The organism is Undibacterium sp. Di27W (assembly GCF_049340345.1).
Taxonomy (GTDB): Bacteria; Pseudomonadota; Gammaproteobacteria; order Burkholderiales; family Burkholderiaceae_D; genus Undibacterium.
In genome coordinates, this window is record NZ_JBMPOS010000001.1 from 508,245 (window position 1) to 524,953 (window position 16,709).

12 protein-coding genes and 3 tRNA genes are annotated in these 16,709 nt (G+C 48.8%); 6 read left to right on the top strand and 9 right to left on the bottom strand.

What is annotated here, in order from left to right:
• Positions 1-6: 6 nt before the first annotated feature.
• Genes ACO0LF_RS02280 through ACO0LF_RS02295 form a run of 4 tightly spaced genes read right to left on the bottom strand, consistent with a single transcriptional unit; the run spans position 7 to position 4,610 of the window.
• Positions 7-768 (bottom strand): hypothetical protein, encoded by a 762-nt coding sequence (locus tag ACO0LF_RS02280; RefSeq protein ID WP_423011500.1) that lies wholly within the window; start codon positions 766-768, stop codon positions 7-9.
• An 8-nt stretch (positions 769-776) separates the two neighbouring features.
• Entirely contained in the window at positions 777-1,448 is a 672-nt protein-coding gene (locus ACO0LF_RS02285) for an arylesterase (RefSeq protein WP_423011502.1), read from the bottom strand.
• A 5-nt stretch (positions 1,449-1,453) separates the two neighbouring features.
• Positions 1,454-3,916: an ABC transporter permease gene (locus tag ACO0LF_RS02290; protein ID WP_423011504.1), complete on the bottom strand. Its 2,463-nt coding sequence runs from the start codon at positions 3,914-3,916 to the stop codon at positions 1,454-1,456.
• On the bottom strand, positions 3,888-4,610 hold the full coding sequence (locus ACO0LF_RS02295; protein WP_423011506.1) for an ABC transporter ATP-binding protein: 723 nt from the start codon (positions 4,608-4,610) through the stop codon (positions 3,888-3,890). The genes ACO0LF_RS02290 and ACO0LF_RS02295 overlap by 29 nt, the downstream gene beginning before the upstream one ends.
• 667 nt (positions 4,611-5,277) lie before the next feature.
• Between ACO0LF_RS02295 and ACO0LF_RS02300 the strand changes: the two genes are divergently transcribed.
• The 5 genes from ACO0LF_RS02300 (at position 5,278) to ACO0LF_RS02320 (ending at position 10,358) form a co-directional block, all read left to right on the top strand.
• Positions 5,278-7,602 carry a TonB-dependent receptor gene (locus ACO0LF_RS02300; protein ID WP_423011508.1) on the top strand — a complete coding sequence of 775 codons (2,325 nt, stop codon included), beginning with the start codon at positions 5,278-5,280 and terminating at the stop codon, positions 7,600-7,602.
• A 92-nt stretch (positions 7,603-7,694) separates the two neighbouring features.
• Positions 7,695-8,795, top strand: a complete 1,101-nt coding sequence (locus ACO0LF_RS02305) for an alpha-hydroxy acid oxidase (protein WP_423011510.1) — start codon at positions 7,695-7,697, stop codon at positions 8,793-8,795.
• Positions 8,796-8,820: 25 nt separating this feature from the next.
• Positions 8,821-9,504, top strand: coding sequence for a Fe2+-dependent dioxygenase (locus ACO0LF_RS02310; protein ID WP_423011512.1), 684 nt, complete (start codon positions 8,821-8,823; stop codon positions 9,502-9,504).
• A gap of 34 nt (positions 9,505-9,538) precedes the next feature.
• The gene (locus ACO0LF_RS02315; RefSeq protein WP_423011514.1) at positions 9,539-9,820 is read left to right on the top strand and encodes a PepSY domain-containing protein; all 282 of its coding nucleotides are present in this window, start codon (positions 9,539-9,541) and stop codon (positions 9,818-9,820) included.
• Positions 9,810-10,358: a cytochrome b/b6 domain-containing protein gene (locus ACO0LF_RS02320; protein ID WP_423011516.1), complete on the top strand. Its 549-nt coding sequence runs from the start codon at positions 9,810-9,812 to the stop codon at positions 10,356-10,358. Before ACO0LF_RS02315 ends, ACO0LF_RS02320 begins: the two co-directional genes overlap by 11 nt.
• Positions 10,359-10,632: 274 nt before the next feature.
• On the opposite strand, the gene ACO0LF_RS02325 is transcribed toward ACO0LF_RS02320, so the two are convergent.
• The 4 genes from ACO0LF_RS02325 to ACO0LF_RS02340 all read right to left on the bottom strand — a co-directional run bounded on the left by ACO0LF_RS02325 (position 10,633) and on the right by ACO0LF_RS02340 (position 12,419).
• Positions 10,633-10,708 (bottom strand) — tRNA-Asn (locus tag ACO0LF_RS02325).
• 180 nt (positions 10,709-10,888) lie between these two features.
• Positions 10,889-10,964, bottom strand: a tRNA-Asn gene (locus ACO0LF_RS02330).
• Between the two features lie 105 nt (positions 10,965-11,069).
• Positions 11,070-11,145 (bottom strand) — tRNA-Asn (locus ACO0LF_RS02335).
• Between the two features lie 59 nt (positions 11,146-11,204).
• Positions 11,205-12,419 carry an aromatic amino acid transaminase gene (locus ACO0LF_RS02340; protein WP_423011518.1) on the bottom strand — a complete coding sequence of 405 codons (1,215 nt, stop codon included), beginning with the start codon at positions 12,417-12,419 and terminating at the stop codon, positions 11,205-11,207.
• A gap of 98 nt (positions 12,420-12,517) precedes the next feature.
• Between ACO0LF_RS02340 and uvrB the strand changes: the two genes are divergently transcribed.
• Complete coding sequence (uvrB, locus tag ACO0LF_RS02345; protein WP_423011520.1) at positions 12,518-14,608, top strand: excinuclease ABC subunit UvrB; 2,091 nt, start codon at positions 12,518-12,520, stop codon at positions 14,606-14,608.
• Positions 14,609-15,213: 605 nt separating this feature from the next.
• Here uvrB and ACO0LF_RS02350 read toward each other — a convergent pair.
• Positions 15,214-16,527, bottom strand: a complete 1,314-nt coding sequence (locus tag ACO0LF_RS02350; protein ID WP_423011522.1) for a diguanylate cyclase — start codon at positions 16,525-16,527, stop codon at positions 15,214-15,216.
• Positions 16,528-16,709 lie beyond the last annotated feature (182 nt).

A 16,709-nucleotide genomic window follows, 5' to 3' on the forward strand; every position in this document is an offset into this window, starting at 1 on the left:
TCCAGCTTAGATTTGCAGAGTTTTCAGCAGTTTACTCTCGAATTTTTCTCCTGCACCACTGGAAATGAATTTACTTTCTTTTTTAACCATGAGCAGCCTGTCACCCTGAACCACATACTCAGTCTCTTCATCTGTTTTTTGTTCAAAATTCACGACGACAAAGGCCTGCCCTGTTCCGTATTGATGAAAATTGCTGGCAATAGGAATGCCGTCAGCGTTTATCCAAATATCCAGCCTGCTGTCGAGATTCTTGATGTATTTGCGTTCGCGCTCGCTCAGCTTGTCTATCGTAAATTCAAAACTAAGCATACGTGCAGCCTTACCTTTGTAGTTGTCTGTTTTTTCACCTTTGTAGATCGCATCATCCAGATGACGCAAAATAAAGGGGGCGGCAGATATCATTTGCCGCAGGTCTGAAGTAGTCAATTCATTCAAGGCTAATACAGTCGATGGCCGGTTTTTTTTGTCTTTGGCCTTTAATGCCGCTTCTTGCTCAAGTCTGGTCAGCATTTCCTTACTATAGATGAGGTGCATGCCTTGATTGCCTTCATCAAGCTGGAGCAGGGCCTGGCCTGATTTTTCCTCTCCATCCTTGCCTTCACCCTGTTTGCGCCAGGATTTAACTTCCATTTGAACCTTGATGGGCGTCTGTGCCTGCAAACGGTTTAAAGCATGTTTTAAATCTGCCAGACCGTCAGCCCGGGCATGAGATCCAAGGCTGCAGATCGAGCTGGCAATGAGCAATAAGAGATAGTTTTTGTTTATCATGATTCACTTCATTTGACAGAGTTTTGATTTACGACTTTGACGGCAGCTTGTCTTTGGTATTTTTCTATTATTATTTTGAGCAAGCTGGTTTTGACTTTGGCCGCCAATAGGGGCTGGGCACTCGCATTGGGATGTATGCCATCCGCCTGCATGAGTTTGGTTTGCGTGGCAACTTCACTCAGAAAGAAGGGGAGGTAAGCTACCTGGTTTTCAGCAGCCAACTCAGGATAAATGGACTTGAATGCCTGTGTGTACACCTGTCCATAATTACCTGGTATCTGTATGCCCATCAATAAACCATCAGCTTTGGCGGCTTTGATTTGAGCCAGCATGTCTTGCAAATTTTGCCTGATGATTTTTACGGGATAAGCGCGCAAGCCATCGTTGCCGCCCAATTCCAGTAGCACTATTTGTGGCTGATGTGCTGCCAGCAAAGCCGGCAGGCGGGCTTTGCCTCCGGCCGTGGTTTCACCACTGACACTGGCATTGATGAATTCCAGGCTGTATTTTTTACCTGTTTCTTCTTCCAGTAATTTCACCCAGGATTGCTCCTGAAGAATGCCATAAGCTGCACTCAGGCTGTCTCCCATGATCATGATCTTGACTGGTTTTTCAAGCGCCAGTGCATGAATCTGTAAAAGTAGAAAATGAAAGAAGAGACAGATTTTGATGATGTTCATATTGTTTACCTCAATACCGTGGCGGGCGGTGTCTTGATCGCCTGGCGGCAAGCCCATACACCGATTAAACTGAGTAAGAGGGCGCTGGCAACAGGTATCGATAACAAGAGCAGCAGATGCGTTTGCATGGCGGCTTTAAAGATGATTTTGTGCAGGGCGAACTGCAATGCCTGGGTTCCTGCTGTGGCTATACTTCCTGCAATCAGGCCCATGATAAAAAATTCCAGCCATATGCTGCCCAGCAGCCTGGGAGCTGAGCAGCCGAATGCGCGCAAGACAGCAGACTCTTGTTTGCGGTCTTGCATGCTACTGAGTACTGTTGCCAGCATGACCAGGAAACCTGCCAGCAAAGAGAGTAGCAATAGTCCCAGCATGGCCAGGCTGGCATGTCTCACCATGCTATTCATCAATGCCAGCATGCGGTCAGCTTCTATGATTAATATGCCGGGATGGGCCATGGACAGGGTATATAGCCAGTTTTTTTCTGTCGGATTTACATAAAATTCCGTTACGTAAGTCGGCACGATGGGCTGGAGGCTGTCAGCTTCAAACAAGAAGGTAAAGCTGGATGAGCGGGCACTGTCTTTTATCTCCCTGATGCTGGTGATGATGGCTGGCTGTGACCAGCCACCGATAAAAAATTCCAGCTGGTCAGCAAGATGCAGTCCTGCCTTTACTGCAAACTCTTTTTCCACTGACACTCCGGGAACAGACTTGTCCCTTGCTGCCTGCGGCCTCCACTGGCCTTCAGTAATTAAATTTCCAGCGGGTAGATCAGGGCTCCAGCTGATTTCCATTTCTCTTTCAAATATTTTTGATTTGCTCTTATCCGTATTGGCCAGCACCAGTCCATTGATATGTGTAATTCTGCCCAAAACCATGGGGTCAAATCTGCTGGGTTTGATCCCATGTGCGACCAGTGTCCTACGCAGCTCAGGTAATTCGGACGCACTGATATTGGCCAGAAAATGATTTGGCGCTTGTGGAGGGAATTGTGCCTGCCATTGCTCTGTCAGGCTTTGGCGCAGGGCGACCAGGCTGGATAAAGCCAGTATCACGACCGCAAATACTGCTATTTGCAAGATGCCTTGCCATTGTTGGCCTTGCAATCTGCTCAGTGCCAAACGCCATGAACCACCCATATTCTCCATAGGGACGCGCAAGACAGACAGCAGGCATTTGGCTATGCCCATGAGCAGCAACAATAATATGCTCAGGCTGGCAATGACGATCAGGTTGACCAGGACATCTTTGCTCAGCATGAATATCAGCAGAAAGATTGCCAGAGAAGCAGGCAATAGCCGCTTCAATACGGAAATGGCTGGCAGTTGCACATGACCGCGCAAGACCTGCATCGGTGGCAGTGCAGGTAAATGCCAGACTGCTGGTAGAGTAAAGCAGCATAGGCATAGCACGCCACACAAGAGGCTGAGTGTATAGTCAGATGATTGTGCTGCCAGCAGCTTGAATTGATAGGTATGCAGTAAAAAGCTTGCTGCAGCGGTTTGCATAAGACTGCCACAAAATAGACCAAACAATGTGGCCAGCGTTGCTATTGCTAGCAATTGCCAGAGCAGCATTTTGCGTATGTTCCTTGCGCTGTAGCCAAAACTTTTTAGCAAGGCAATTTGTCCTAGCTGCTTATGGGCAAATTGCCTGCTGCTGATGGCAATCGCTAGACCACAAAGCAAGACTGCAAAAATACTGCTCAACATCAGGAAATGCCTGATGGATTTCATGGCGTCCCCCCGGTTATTGACCATGCTTTCTGGCGTTACCAGGGCTTGCTCGGGAGTCAGTTGTTTTTTTAGCGATGTAATGAAAGCTTGCAGTTCTTGATGATTGTCAGATGCCATCAGCCATTTATAGGCTATCCGGCTACCTGCTTGTAATAGGCCAGTTTTGGGCAGATCAGCCTGATGAATCAGTATTCTTGATTTGAAGCTGAATAAACCAGGATCATTGCTGAGCACTTCAGTGACGGTCAATTCAAGTTCACCAAGACGTATGCGTGCACCAAGTCCAATTTTTAATGCAGACAGCAGGCGTGCATCTATCCAGGCTGTACCTGCTGCCGGGATTTCCCCCAGTTCATTGCTCTCCCTGGCCTTGGTTTGAGGCCGCACTTCGAGACGGCCTCTCAAAGGATAGTTTTGATCAACTGCCTTGACTGATGCCAGTGTCATTTCTTCGCCAGCTATCAGCATGGCTTCAAATTCAGTTATTTTGCTGGTACGGATATGGAAAGCCTGTACTTCAGTCTCCCAGGCTGGCGGGTTTGCTTGCCTGCTGGTGACGATGCCATCAGCGCCCAGCGCATCACTGCTTTGATTCAGCATGCTGCGTTCCAGTCGTTGTGAAAAAACAGAAACCGCGCCGACTATGCAGACCGCCAATAATATCGATGCCGTCATGAGCCCGAGTTCGCCGCTGCGCCAGTTACGCAGCAATAATTTGATGGCCAGCATGGGTAATATCCAATATAGAGTGGCTGTCTGGTGCTGCAGCCAGTGTCAATTGTTGCTGGCATAGTGCTGCCAGATGTTTTTCGTGGGTGACCAAGACCAGGCTGATGCCTGATTCGCGGTTTAAATCAAACAAAAGCCGGGTGATTTTTTCTGCAGTCAGGCTGTCCAGGTTACCAGTGGGTTCATCGGCAAACAGCAGGCGTGGCTGGCAGGCAAAAGCACGGGCGATGGCAATGCGTTGTTGTTCGCCGCCAGATAATTGCCTGGGATAGTGTTGCTGCCGTTGCGCTAGTCCCACCCTGGTGATGAAATTTCTGGCCAGGTCTTTGGCTGACTTGTGGCCTTTCATTTCCAAAGGCAGCATGATATTTTCCAGAGCCGTCAAACTTGGCAAAAGCTGGAAAGATTGAAAAACAAAGCCGACATATTCAGCCCTGATCCGGCTACGACCTTCTTCATCCAGCTTTCCTAGTTGATGTTCATGCAGTAGGACTTCACCAGCACTGGCGACGTCAAGACCCGCCAGGATGCTTAACAAGGTGGATTTGCCTACACCAGATGGTCCGGTGATAGCCAGTGAATCTCCAGCATGCAGCGAAAAACTGACTGGGCTAAGAATCTCAAGCTTGCCCTCAGGCGTATCAAGCTGCTTGCTGATTGCCCTGGCTTGCAGGGCAATTTCTTTGCTATTCATTTACTCACTTTTATCAGTCATTCATCAGATGAGATGACTTTAAGTGCTGCGCTTAAACGGACTGTGTAGTGCAGGTAAAGATTTGTAAAGTTGCAGGTGTATAGATGGAGTTGGAGGAGGGGGGCTTAATTGCTGAGCGAGGTCCGCATTTTACTAACACAGCTATTACAAGTTACTTGCATCGACATGCTCGCCCGTAGCCGATCAAAATGCGCTGCTTTGCGTCTGGGCGTAAAGATGTTCACTCAATTATGGATTGGCAACGAGCATATTGTTTCCACAAATGCTGAATACAGAAGCTTAAGAAAATGGCGGCAGCACTGCAGGGCGATTACAAAACGCGATTTGCCGTTTATCTTCACAAAATCCCATTCACGCAATAGCAGTTTGCTTTCGGTTTCGCCAGAGATAATCAAGGCCAGTTAAATTAAATTTACGCCGAATTTCTGAGGCATTTCTACCAAAAAGAAAAAGTATTTAACATTTGCAAATGCAAATGATATTGATTCTCATTGTCAATCTGTATATCATTCATACAATTCGTCATCCTGCATTAAATTAGTATCTTATTTGAAATATTTCCATAAAATCAAAGGTCTGCATGAAACACTCACCAGTTAAAAAACCAAAAAGCCTGCGCAATAGCGATGATCAGGTAATGATTTCTATGAAGAAAACCACTCTGGCATTGGGTATTTCTGGTGCGATGTTCATGCCCATGGCAGCAATGGCGCAAGATGCAACGCCAGCTACTACGCCGCCTGCGGCCAAGACACAAAAAGATGGCCAAAAATTGCCTGAGGTTGAAATCCTGGGTAAGCGTCGCGAATCCAATCCAAATGCAGAAGTCGGTGCACCTTACAAAGCTAAATCGTCTGCTGATTCCCGTCATACCCGCCCACTGGCAGAAACGCCACAAACTATCTCTGTATTGACACGTTCTGCGCTGGATGATTCTGGCCTGACAGACTTGAAACAAGTCCTGGGTGCACAACCTGGTATCACGCTGGGTACTGGTGAAAACGGTAATGCCTTCGGCGACCGTTACATCATCCGTGGTCAGGAAGCACGCAGTGATGTTTTCGTTGACGGCTTGCGCGATCCTGGTATGTCGACACGCGAAAGTTTCGTCATCGAACAATTGGAAATTTCCAAAGGCCCTAATTCTAGTTTTGCTGGTCGTGGTACTGCTGGCGGTGCGATCAATGCCATCACCAAGCAAGCGACTCTGGACCATGATTTCGAGCGCGTTTCCGTCGGCGTAGGTAGCGATTCACAAAAACGTATTACTGCTGATATCAATAAAGGTTTCGGCGACCATTTTGCTTTGCGTACCAATTTATTGTATGGCGATGAAGGCGTGCCTGATCGTTCACCTGCCAAGCGTTCACGCCAGGGTATTGCATTGTCCGGTTTGTATGAAGCCAGCAAGGATTTGTCTGTAACACTGGACTACTATGGTCTGCGTACCAAAGATACTTCGCCAGACCTGGGTTACTACCTGGTAGGTACAGTGCCTAACCGTTTGCCAGCAATCAATGTACCAGTGTATGGCCAGGAAAATGATTTCCTCAAGTCTGACGTTGATACTTTGACTGCTCGTGTGAACTGGGCTCTTGCTTCTGACCTCAAACTCACCAGCCTGACGCGCTATGGCAAGTCCAGCAATGGCTATGTGACTACAGGTGCATCTTCTGCAACCCGTTATAACGGCGCAACAGGTGTAGCTTACACAACCGGTGTACTTGATGGCGGCCACACGGGCTGGCAGGACATTGATTACTTTGCTCACCAGAGTAATCTGCGTTGGGACAAACAGCTGGGTGGCATGAAACATGAATTCATCTTTGGTGCAGAATATGCTGACCATAAAGTTGTTTCAGGTACTTATGCCATCACCAACACTGGCGCATTTAATTGCAAGACCACAGCAGGCATAGGTGCTAACAATGGTTACTGCTTCACTGATAGTGCCGGAGTGCAGGTTGCTAACCTGAACAAACTGGCTGGTCGTAATTCCACACGCCTGAGCTGGAACCAGGACTGGCATATCAAGGCGCTGGCGCTGACAGCAATGGATACGGTCGATCTGACAGATAAATTTACCGTTTTTGCTGGTGTGCGTGCAGACTCCTTTGATTTGGACCTGACTCGCCGCAATAACACCACAGGTGTGATCACCGGTGACTACGGCTATAAAGATACCCTGCTGAATGGCCATTTTGGCTTGAGCTACAAGATCACACCTAAGCTCATCGTCTATGGTTCTGTGGCAAGTGCGCAAGATATCAATGGCGGTGAGGCCGATGCTGGTACCAGCAGTGGTTACGGTGGCGCAGTCCTGTATCAAAACCAGATCGCTGGTGCCAAGCCTGAGACTTCTATCAACTATGAGTTGGGCTTGAAGTGGAATCTGATGGACGATAAATTGCTGGCAACTGCGGCATTGTTCCAGACTAAAAAATCTGATGTGATGGAAGGTGCTAACTACGACACAGTAGGTACATTCAATTCAGGTAAAAATCGTGTACAAGGCCTGGAACTGGGTCTCAGTGGTAATTTGACAGAAGACTTGTCCGTGCAAGTTGGTGCAGCATTCATGGATTCCAAAGTACTGGCTTCTACAACTCCTGCCAACGTCGGTAACCCACTGAGTAACTTTGCCAAGCAGACTTTCTCGGTACAAGCCAAGTACCAGTTGACCAATGCATTCTCATTTGGTGGTGCGGCACGTCATGAAAGTGATCGTTGCGGTGGACAGCCTGATACAGCAGCAGGTTACACTACAGCTGGCCTGTGCTCACAACCCGTGCCTTCGTTCTCGGCATTTGATGTTTTTGCTGCATACCGTTTCTCACGCCGCTTTGATTTGCGTGTCAACGTGCAAAACGTCACGAACAAAGACTACTTCACGGCAGTTTATCGTTCTGGCGCCTTCCTGTATAAAGGTGATGCACGTGCAGTACGCGTGACACTGAACTACGAAATGTAATCATTTGATGTTGAACAAGGGCTCATTCATCTTTAAGAGTGAGTCCTGTTGATTCAGCTAAAATACGGGTTCTTTATTGATTATTTTCATTGATGAAAACCCCAACTACCCCTGCCATTCCCCCGGATATACGCTGTGCCCAGGACTATGAACTTGCGGCCCAGCGTAGCATGGCAGAAGCCAGTTATGCTTATGTGGCAGGTGGCACTGGGCGTGACCTGACTGTCGCTGCCAATCTGGCAGCTTTCTCGCAATGGTCAGTGTATCCGCGTGTATTGCGTGATGTTACTGGCGGTCATACGCGCGTGACGCTAGGCAAGCAAACTTTTCCTCATCCCATACTATTGGCACCAGTGGCCTTTCAAAAGCTGGCACATCCTGCCGGTGAAATCGATACTGCACGGGCAGCGCGTGCCATGGACAGCTGCATAATATGCAGCACTTTGTCATCTTGCCTTTTGGAAGATGTGGCGCATGCTGCGGGCCCGCATAAATGGTTTCAACTGTATTTTCAAAACAGGCGTGATGAAACTCGCAGCTTGCTTGCACGGGCAGAAGCAGCTGGTTTCAGCGCCATCGTCGTCACTCTCGATGCATCGATACAAGTTGCCAGCGCGCGCGCCCTGCAAGCCGGATTCCAGATGCCAGCAGATTGCGTGGCTGGCAACCTGCCAGAGAACTATGCGGGGCAAACTGTGGAGCTTGCACCTGATGATAGCCGTATCTTCCAGGGGGCAATGCGTGCAGCGCCAGGCTGGTCTGATTTAACCTGGCTGATGGCAGAAACATCCTTGCCTGTATGGGTAAAAGGTATCTTGCATCCCGATGACGCACTGGCGCTAAAAGCAGCCGGTGTTGCCGGTATTGTTGTTTCCAATCATGGCGGTCGCAGCCTGGACGGCGCACCTGCCAGCTTGACTGTACTGCCCGCCATTCGTGCTGCGGTAGGTGAGGGTTTCCCTTTATTGCTGGATGGTGGCATACGCTCAGGTTCGGATGTGTTCAAGGCTTTGGCATTGGGTGCAAATGCTGTCCTGATTGGCCGCCTGCAAATGTATGCGCTCAGTGTTGCCGGAGCCCTGGGTGTTGCCCACATGATTAAACTCTTGCGTGAAGAGCTGGAGATATGTATGGCCCAGGCCGGATGCGCAAGCCTGGATGATATAAACAGTCATGCTTTGCTGCATTACTAATGATCATGAAAGATGAGGCATACTGATGCTAAATGTGATTGAAGCTGTGTTGAACAAAGATGAAGTGAGGCAATTTCGTGCTTATCTGGATCAGGCCGATTGGCAAAATGGTGCCAAGACTGCCGGTACGCTCGCGTTACAGGTCAAGAATAATTTACAGATAGACGATAATTCAGACCTGGCGATTCAGCTTGGTAATCATATCTTGCGCAAGTTGGGTGAGCATCCCGCCTTTATTTCTGCTGCCTTGCCTCAAAAAATATACCCCCCAAAATTTAATCGTTACCAGGATGGTGGCGGTTATGGCCTGCATGTAGACAGCGCAGTCATGATGATGCCCGGTACTCGTCAAAATTTGCGCAGTGACATGTCGGCAACCTTGTTTCTGGCTGAGCCTGCAGAATATGAAGGAGGGGAGCTGGAAATCGAAACCGACTTTGGTGCACAGACGGTGAAACTTGAAGCGGGTGATATGGTGCTCTATCCTTCATCAAGCCTGCATAGAGTCACGCCGGTGACCTCAGGCTCCAGGGTAGCTTCGTTTTTCTGGATAGAAAGCATGGTCAGTGATGATGCAGAACGCAGTATGTTGTACGACCTTGATCAGGCTATCCAGCAATTGACCCCCTTGGTTGATGCGCAAAATTCCGCACTGCTCAGGCTTACTGGCATTTATCATAATTTGTTGCGTCGCTGGGCAATCACTTAATTTATTTACTGCTATAACTTGTCAGGAGGCATCAATGAAATTAATCAAGAAATCCGTTTTCGCAGCACTCGTCCCCGTGGTCTTTGCCATGATATCTGGCAGCGCCTGGGCTCATGGTGATGTTAAATGTACCAACGAGCCAAAAGAAAAATGGCGTCCACATACAGAATTGGAAGCAAAGCTGGTCAAGGAGGGTTGGCAAATCCGTCGCATGGAAAAAACCAGCAGCTGCTACGAAGTGTATGCCAAAGACCCCAAAGGTAAGCGCGTAGAAGCATTCTTCAATCCTGTGACGTTTGAGCGCGTTGAAGAATAAGCAAACTGACGTGCCTGTATGGGACTTGCCCGTGCGCCTGGTTCACTGGGCGCAGGTTTGCGCCATCGTCGCGGCCTGGATCACCAGTGGCATGACAGGTGTGGCCCATGAATACATAGGTTATGGTGCAGGCGCACTGGTGCTTCTGCGTTTGGTTTGGAGCGGCATCGGCAATCGTTATGCAAAATTTGCACAATTTCTTAAATCGCCATCTGCCACACTGGCTTACTTGCGCCTCGTCGTCACTTCCAAAGCACCAAGATATATAGGTCATAACCCCCTGGGCGGCTGGATGGCTGTTGCACTGTTATCTTGCGTGGGTTTGCTGGTACTGACAGGCTGGGCCATGGGTACGGATATGTTATGGGGTTATGCTTGGCCAGTACGTGTGCATGTCGCCATTGCCTGGGCCATGCTGGGCTTGATAGGCTTGCATTTGCTAGGGGTGGTATTCACCAGCTGGCAGCATAGAGAGAATCTTGCCAGGGCTATGATCTCGGGCAAAAAACCAGTGCCAGAGCCGGGTGATATCGATTAGTGCGCATCGCTGATGGCGATAAGGACTTTTTGAATGGTGGTGCAGGGATTTGCTATATGGGGCTAAAGCGAAGGGGGAAATACTTGTACGATTTTCTTTGCCCGGGATAGTACGTCAACCGGTATTTTGTTATTTGAATCTCTAGCTTGATTTTACGCCGCGTACATAAAAAGTCTGGCTATAGAAACTTTGTCTGACCTGTTTGCCATGCCTTATAAGGGCAGGGCGGAAAAAAAAGAGTTACTGGCCTTGGCAAGTAACTCTTTTCTAAATTTGGCTCCCCGACCTGGACTCGAACCAGGGACCTGCGGATTAACAGTCCGTCGCTCTACCAACTGAGCTATCAGGGAATAGAAGATATGATGATCTTCATTAAACTTTTAAAACTATCTTTCGGCAGTGATTTTTTTCAAGTTCACTACTCACTTCGATTCTTTACTGCAAACTGCTTTATTCATTCATTGCCAGTCTAATCTGGCGGAAAAAAAAGAGTTACCAGCTTTAGCAGGTAACTCTGCTTTCTCGAATTTTGGCTCCCCGACCTGGACTCGAACCAGGGACCTGCGGATTAACAGTCCGTCGCTCTACCAACTGAGCTATCAGGGAATAGAAGATATGATGGTCTTCATTAAACTTTTACATCTACTACTTATACTTATCTACTCGTCTGCAGTGATTTTTTGCTAAGTTCACTACTTACTTCGAATTCTGTGGCTCCCCGACCTGGACTCGAACCAGGGACCTGCGGATTAACAGTCCGTCGCTCTACCAACTGAGCTATCAGGGAACAGAGACAAAAATTATATTCTCTCGACCCAACTTTGTCAATACGCAGGCCTTATCGAATTACAGAACCTGGGTAATTGCCTCAATAACGTTGTTAATATTCTTGTTATTGAGGGCGGCAACGCAGATGCGACCTGTATCAACAGCGTAGATGGAATTGTTATCACGCAATGTGCCGACTTGTTCTTTCGTCAGGCCGGAATACGAAAACATGCCGCGCTGCTGGATCACGAAATCAAAGTCGTGGCCTGGGGCTTTTTCTTTGAGTTTGCTGACGAAGGCTGTGCGCATTTCGCGTATGCGTACACGCATGCCTGCCAGTTCTTCTTCCCACAACTGGCGCAGCTCAGGCGTTGCCAGCACGGTTGCCACTACCTGGCCGCCGTGCGTCGGTGGGTTGGAGTAGTTGGTGCGGATCACGCGTTTCAGTTGCGACATGATGCGCGCTGCTTCTTCTGCACTGGAGGCGGCAATACTCAATGCACCGACGCGTTCGCCATACAGGGAGAAGGATTTGGAGAAAGAATTGGAAACAAACAGGGCGCCGCCAGCTTCCGCGAAGCGACGTACGACTTTGCCATCGGCCTCAATGCCATCGCCAAAACCCTGGTAAGCCATATCCAGGAAAGGGATCAGATTGCGCTGGGCAACCACAGCAATCACTTCTGTCCACTGCTCATCTGTCAGATCAGCACCGGTAGGATTGTGGCAGCAGGCGTGCAGCAAGACGATGGAGCCTTCAGGCATGGATTTCAATGCATCCAGCATGCCAGCGAAATTAACACCGCGTGTTGCTGCATCATAGTAAGGGTATGAGTTGACTTTAAAGCCAGCCGATTCAAACAGGGCGCGGTGGTTTTCCCAGCTAGGGTCGCTGATCCAGACTTCAGAATTCGGTGTAAAGCGTTGCAAGAAATCTGCACCCAGCTTCAGTGCACCAGTACCGCCGATCGCCTGGGCAGTAATCGCACGTTTTTCCTTGACGACATCGCTATCGGCACCAAATACCAGTTCCTGCACTGCTTTATCATAAGCCGCCAGGCCTTCGATAGGCAGGTAGGTGCGTGGGGAGAATTTTTCCATCAAAATAGCTTCTGCTTTTTTGACGCATTCCAGCAATGGCACTTTGCCATTGTCATCATAATAAACGCCTACACCCAGATTGACCTTGGTAGGATTCTGGTCGGCATTGAAGGCTTCAGTGATACCCAGGATAGGGTCGCGGGGGGCCATTTCTATGGCGGAAAACAGGGGGGAAGAAGCGGGAGCAGTCATCGTGATAATATTGAAATATTTGTCGTTGCCGACAATAAAGGTTGGAATGAGGCAGATTGCATAGTACAGCCACCTATTTTAGCAAAGGTAATCGCATCATGGCCGTAGCACCAGTTAATTCAACAGCTTTGTCAGAACAGCTGGACGAATCGAAATTTATCAGTTTCCCTGATTCACCTTATCAGTTGTATCAAATGTTCAAGCCAGCGGGTGATCAGCCAGCGGCAATTGCACAATTGGTCGAGGGTATCAGTGACGGTTTATTTTTTCAGACACTGCTGGGAGTGACGGGGTCGGGTAAGACTTACACGATGGCAAACGTGATCGCCAGGACAGGTAGGCCGGCCATCATTTTTGCACCTAATAAAACCCTGGCAGCACAGTTGTACAGTGAGTTCAGGGAATTCTTTCCACGCAATGCGGTGGAGTATTTTGTCAGTTATTACGATTACTATCAACCAGAAGCGTATGTGCCGCAGCGCGACTTGTTCATTGAGAAAGATTCTGCCATCAATGAACATATAGAACAGATGCGTTTGTCCTGTACTAAATCGTTGATGGAAAGACGGGATGTCATCATCGTGGCAACCGTCTCAGCCATCTATGGTATCGGTAACCCTAGCGAATACCATAAGATGATTTTGACCTTGCGAGCCAAGGACAAAGTCAGCCAGCGCGATGTCATTGCCCGTCTCATACAGATGCAGTACAAGCGCAACGAAGTTGATTTTGGACGCGGTACTTTCCGTGTGCGTGGCGACACCATTGATATATTCCCGGCAGAGCATGCCGAGATGGCTGTGCGCGTCGAAATGTTCGATGATGAAATCGAAAACCTGCAATTGTTTGATCCGCTGACCGGACGCATCAAGCAAAAGATACCGCGTTTCACGGTTTATCCTAGTTCGCACTATGTGACACCGCGCGAAACTGTCTTGCGTGCCATCGATACCATCAAAGAAGAATTGCGTGAGCGTCTGGATTTCTTCCGGCGCGAAAACAAACTCATCGAAGAGCAGCGCATAGAGCAGCGCACACGTTTTGATCTGGAAATGATGGCTGAGATCGGCTTTACCAAAGGTATTGAAAATTACTCGCGTCATCTCAGTGGTGCTAAAGCCGGTGAACCGCCGCCGACCCTGGTCGACTACCTGCCTGCAGATGCCTTGATGTTTCTCGATGAATCACATGTGCTGACAGGGCAGTTGAATGGCATGTATAACGGCGACAGGGCGCGCAAAACCAATTTGGTGGATTATGGCTTCCGCCTGCCATCAGCACTGGATAATCGTCCGCTGAAGTTCGCTGAGTTTGAAAGCAAATTGCGCCAGACCGTGTTTGTCTCGGCCACGCCAGGTGATTATGAAGATCAGCATTCTGACCAGACGGTAGAGCAACTGGTCAGGCCTACCGGCCTGGTTGACCCGGAAATTGAAGTGCGCCCGGCGCTGACGCAGGTTGATGACTTGATGAACCAGATTATCGAGCGCGTCAAAAAACACGAGCGTGTGCTGGTCACCACTTTGACCAAACGCATGTCAGAGCAGTTGACCGAATTCCTCAACGAAAACGGCATCAAGGTGCGCTACCTGCATAGCGATATCGATACGGTAGAGCGGGTAGAAATTATCCGCGATCTGCGCCTCGGTACTTTTGACGTACTGGTCGGCATTAACTTGCTGCGCGAAGGTCTGGATATCCCTGAAGTGTCACTGGTGGCTATTCTCGATGCAGACAAAGAAGGTTTCCTGCGTTCTGAACGCAGCCTTATCCAAACCATAGGCCGTGCTGCGCGTAACCTGCATGGCAAGGCCATCTTGTATGCAGATAAAGTGACTGATTCCATGCGCCGCGCCATGGGAGAAACCGAGCGCCGTCGCAATAAGCAGCTCGCCTTTAACCTGGCCAATAATATTACGCCAGTAGGCATACGCAAGCAGATCAAGGACATCATCGATGGCGTCTACAATCCGCAAGAAGCGAAAGAAGAGCTGGCAGTAGCGCAAGAGCAGGCGCGCTATGAAGTCATGAGCGAGAAACAGATCAGTCGCGAAATCAAGCGCCTGGAAAAACTCATGCTGGATCATGCGAAGAACCTGGAGTTTGAAAAAGCCGCCCAGGTCAGGGATCAGTTAGCGCATGTCAAGGAGCAATTGTTTGGGGCGGGTGGGCATGATTCTGTGCTTTGAGACAGCCTCTCTTTGGAAAGAACCAGTTTTCGCATGAACTGGAATGGCTTGTAGGTTGGGCTACGTTTTATCAGCCCAACACTCGGCGGTTAAATAAGGTATGCGTTTGTTGGGGTACAGTGCTGGGATGGTGAAGCGTAGCCTGGCGATGCCCGGCCCAACTTATGAGGCTGCATGATGGAGTGTTGATGAAACTTTCAAAAGATAGAGTGGAGGTCGCTAGCGATGTTCATTTAAGAGACGGTATTGGTGTTGAGATTTATCGTGACGACGAGCTCGTAATTGAAATTTTCTGAGATGATACGGAGAGGACGCGGACCATTACCACTTTCAAGGAAAATATATCACTCGAACTTATGGAAGAAAGCATACAAATTTTCAAACAAAAAATCCCATGGGATTTCATTGAGTATGATGAAGATTAATTGGTCAGTTTGTAGGTTGTGTCGTGCCTCGCCAGGCTACTGTTTACTAACGTGGCACGGGGCCTCTGCAAACGTATACGTCATTTAGACGCCAAGTGTTGGGCTGATGAAGCGTAGCCCAACCTACGAGGTTAATCCAAGCTACGATTCTGGTAATAACTTTGAGGGCTTTAAGTTATATTATTTCCCACTAACACAGACCTGATTCCGCCCGCCTTGCTTGGCCTGGTACAGCATGGCATCTGCCTGCAGGAACATGGCGTTTTCGGTGTTCCAGGTGGGGAAGTCGGCTATGCCGCCGCTGAAGCTGAAGTTTTTATTTTCACCTGGCTTGACTTCAAACACGATTTTGCCAAAAGCTTCGCGCATGGCGTCGAGTTTTTGCTTACCTTGCTCTGGTGTGCAATCCCAGAATACCACGACGAATTCTTCGCCACCGAAGCGGCTCAGCAAGTCGCGTTCACCGAGTTGCGCTGACAAGACCAGAGACAGCCGCTTGATGACGATGTCGCCAAAATAATGGCCCCAGGTGTCGTTGATGTTCTTGAATTTGTCGATATCAATGATGCCATATGCCAGGGGCTTGCCTTCAGTATTGGCGCGGCGTATCCATTCCTGGGCTTTCTTTTGCAAGCCAACTTTATTGAGCAAGCCAGTGGCCCTGTCGCGGCTGATCAGGTCTTTGCTGGTACGGATTTTATTGATGCGATTGAGCAATTGACGTGTCAGCACATCGGCATCGCTGGGGGTCAGTATTTCATCAAAGCCGCTATCGAGGGCGCGCCTGGCCATGTCAGGGTCAGGGCGGCTTTGCAGCAAAATGATTTCGCGACTGGGGTCGAACTCTATATTCTTTTTCAATACCCGCACCAGGGCTTCGGTTTGAAGGTACTGAGCTTCATCGATGAGGACGATATCTGGCTGGGCTTCCTTGACGCGTACATGCAAGGAGCGGGCATCTGGATTGTGTAATAGTTCTATGTGGTTTTCTGCCAGCAGGGCCGTATCCAGGGAAGAAAGTTCACCACAGTGAACGATGGTATTCGTCTCTCCGCGTTTTTGGCGGGCAAAGATATTAAACAGCTTGTCGACCAGCACTTCATTGGTGATGGGTTTTTCTGCATAAGCCATGCAGTTGCTATCAACCAGCTTTTGCTGCAATAAGAAGCGCTCGCCCTGGCGCACGGTTTGCAGATAAATATAGCTTTGATCATCTGGCAAACGCTGCAGCAAGTCGCTGAGAAACATGGTTTGGCGGCGGGTGTGCTGCATATCGTCTTGCATGTTATATAAGACATCGAGATCGATGACGAATAAATCATTGCCTTCGGAAGACTGTACTGCCTTCACAAAACCGCTCATCTGGTCAAAGAACAGGATGTCAAAGTCGTACTTATGCGCACCTATCAATAACTCTTTCTTGTTATCGATGATGAAAAACGTCTGCGTAAGCAGTAAGACCCGATTTTTGTATAACTGTCCTGCTTCTGCCATTTTGTCTCCAGGAACCCGGCGAGTTTGCACTATGTTATCAAATTGCTGTGCATGTTTTGATTTTATACGAGTTCCTGTGACTGCTTGATTAATGAGAAGCAAAATATTGGTCATATTTAAAAAAATGTGGCGAATTACTACCGCTATCAAGCTTATGCGGATGTAGTAACCTGTCATTACCT

What these genes read in the sequence shown, in the direction of transcription:
- uvrB (WP_423011520.1), top strand. Translation starts at nt 12,518, where the DNA reads ATGGCCGTAGCACCAGTTAATTCAACAGCTTTGTCAGAACAGCTGGAC.
- ACO0LF_RS02305 (WP_423011510.1), top strand. Translation starts at nt 7,695, where the DNA reads ATGAAAACCCCAACTACCCCTGCCATTCCCCCGGATATACGCTGTGCC.
- ACO0LF_RS02350 (WP_423011522.1), bottom strand. Translation starts at nt 16,527, where the DNA reads ATGGCAGAAGCAGGACAGTTATACAAAAATCGGGTCTTACTGCTTACG.
- ACO0LF_RS02340 (WP_423011518.1), bottom strand. Translation starts at nt 12,419, where the DNA reads ATGACTGCTCCCGCTTCTTCCCCCCTGTTTTCCGCCATAGAAATGGCC.
- ACO0LF_RS02300 (WP_423011508.1), top strand. Translation starts at nt 5,278, where the DNA reads ATGAAGAAAACCACTCTGGCATTGGGTATTTCTGGTGCGATGTTCATG.
- ACO0LF_RS02310 (WP_423011512.1), top strand. Translation starts at nt 8,821, where the DNA reads ATGCTAAATGTGATTGAAGCTGTGTTGAACAAAGATGAAGTGAGGCAA.
- ACO0LF_RS02290 (WP_423011504.1), bottom strand. Translation starts at nt 3,916, where the DNA reads ATGCTGGCCATCAAATTATTGCTGCGTAACTGGCGCAGCGGCGAACTC.
- ACO0LF_RS02315 (WP_423011514.1), top strand. Translation starts at nt 9,539, where the DNA reads ATGAAATTAATCAAGAAATCCGTTTTCGCAGCACTCGTCCCCGTGGTC.
- ACO0LF_RS02280 (WP_423011500.1), bottom strand. Translation starts at nt 768, where the DNA reads ATGATAAACAAAAACTATCTCTTATTGCTCATTGCCAGCTCGATCTGC.
- ACO0LF_RS02295 (WP_423011506.1), bottom strand. Translation starts at nt 4,610, where the DNA reads ATGAATAGCAAAGAAATTGCCCTGCAAGCCAGGGCAATCAGCAAGCAG.
- ACO0LF_RS02285 (WP_423011502.1), bottom strand. Translation starts at nt 1,448, where the DNA reads ATGAACATCATCAAAATCTGTCTCTTCTTTCATTTTCTACTTTTACAG.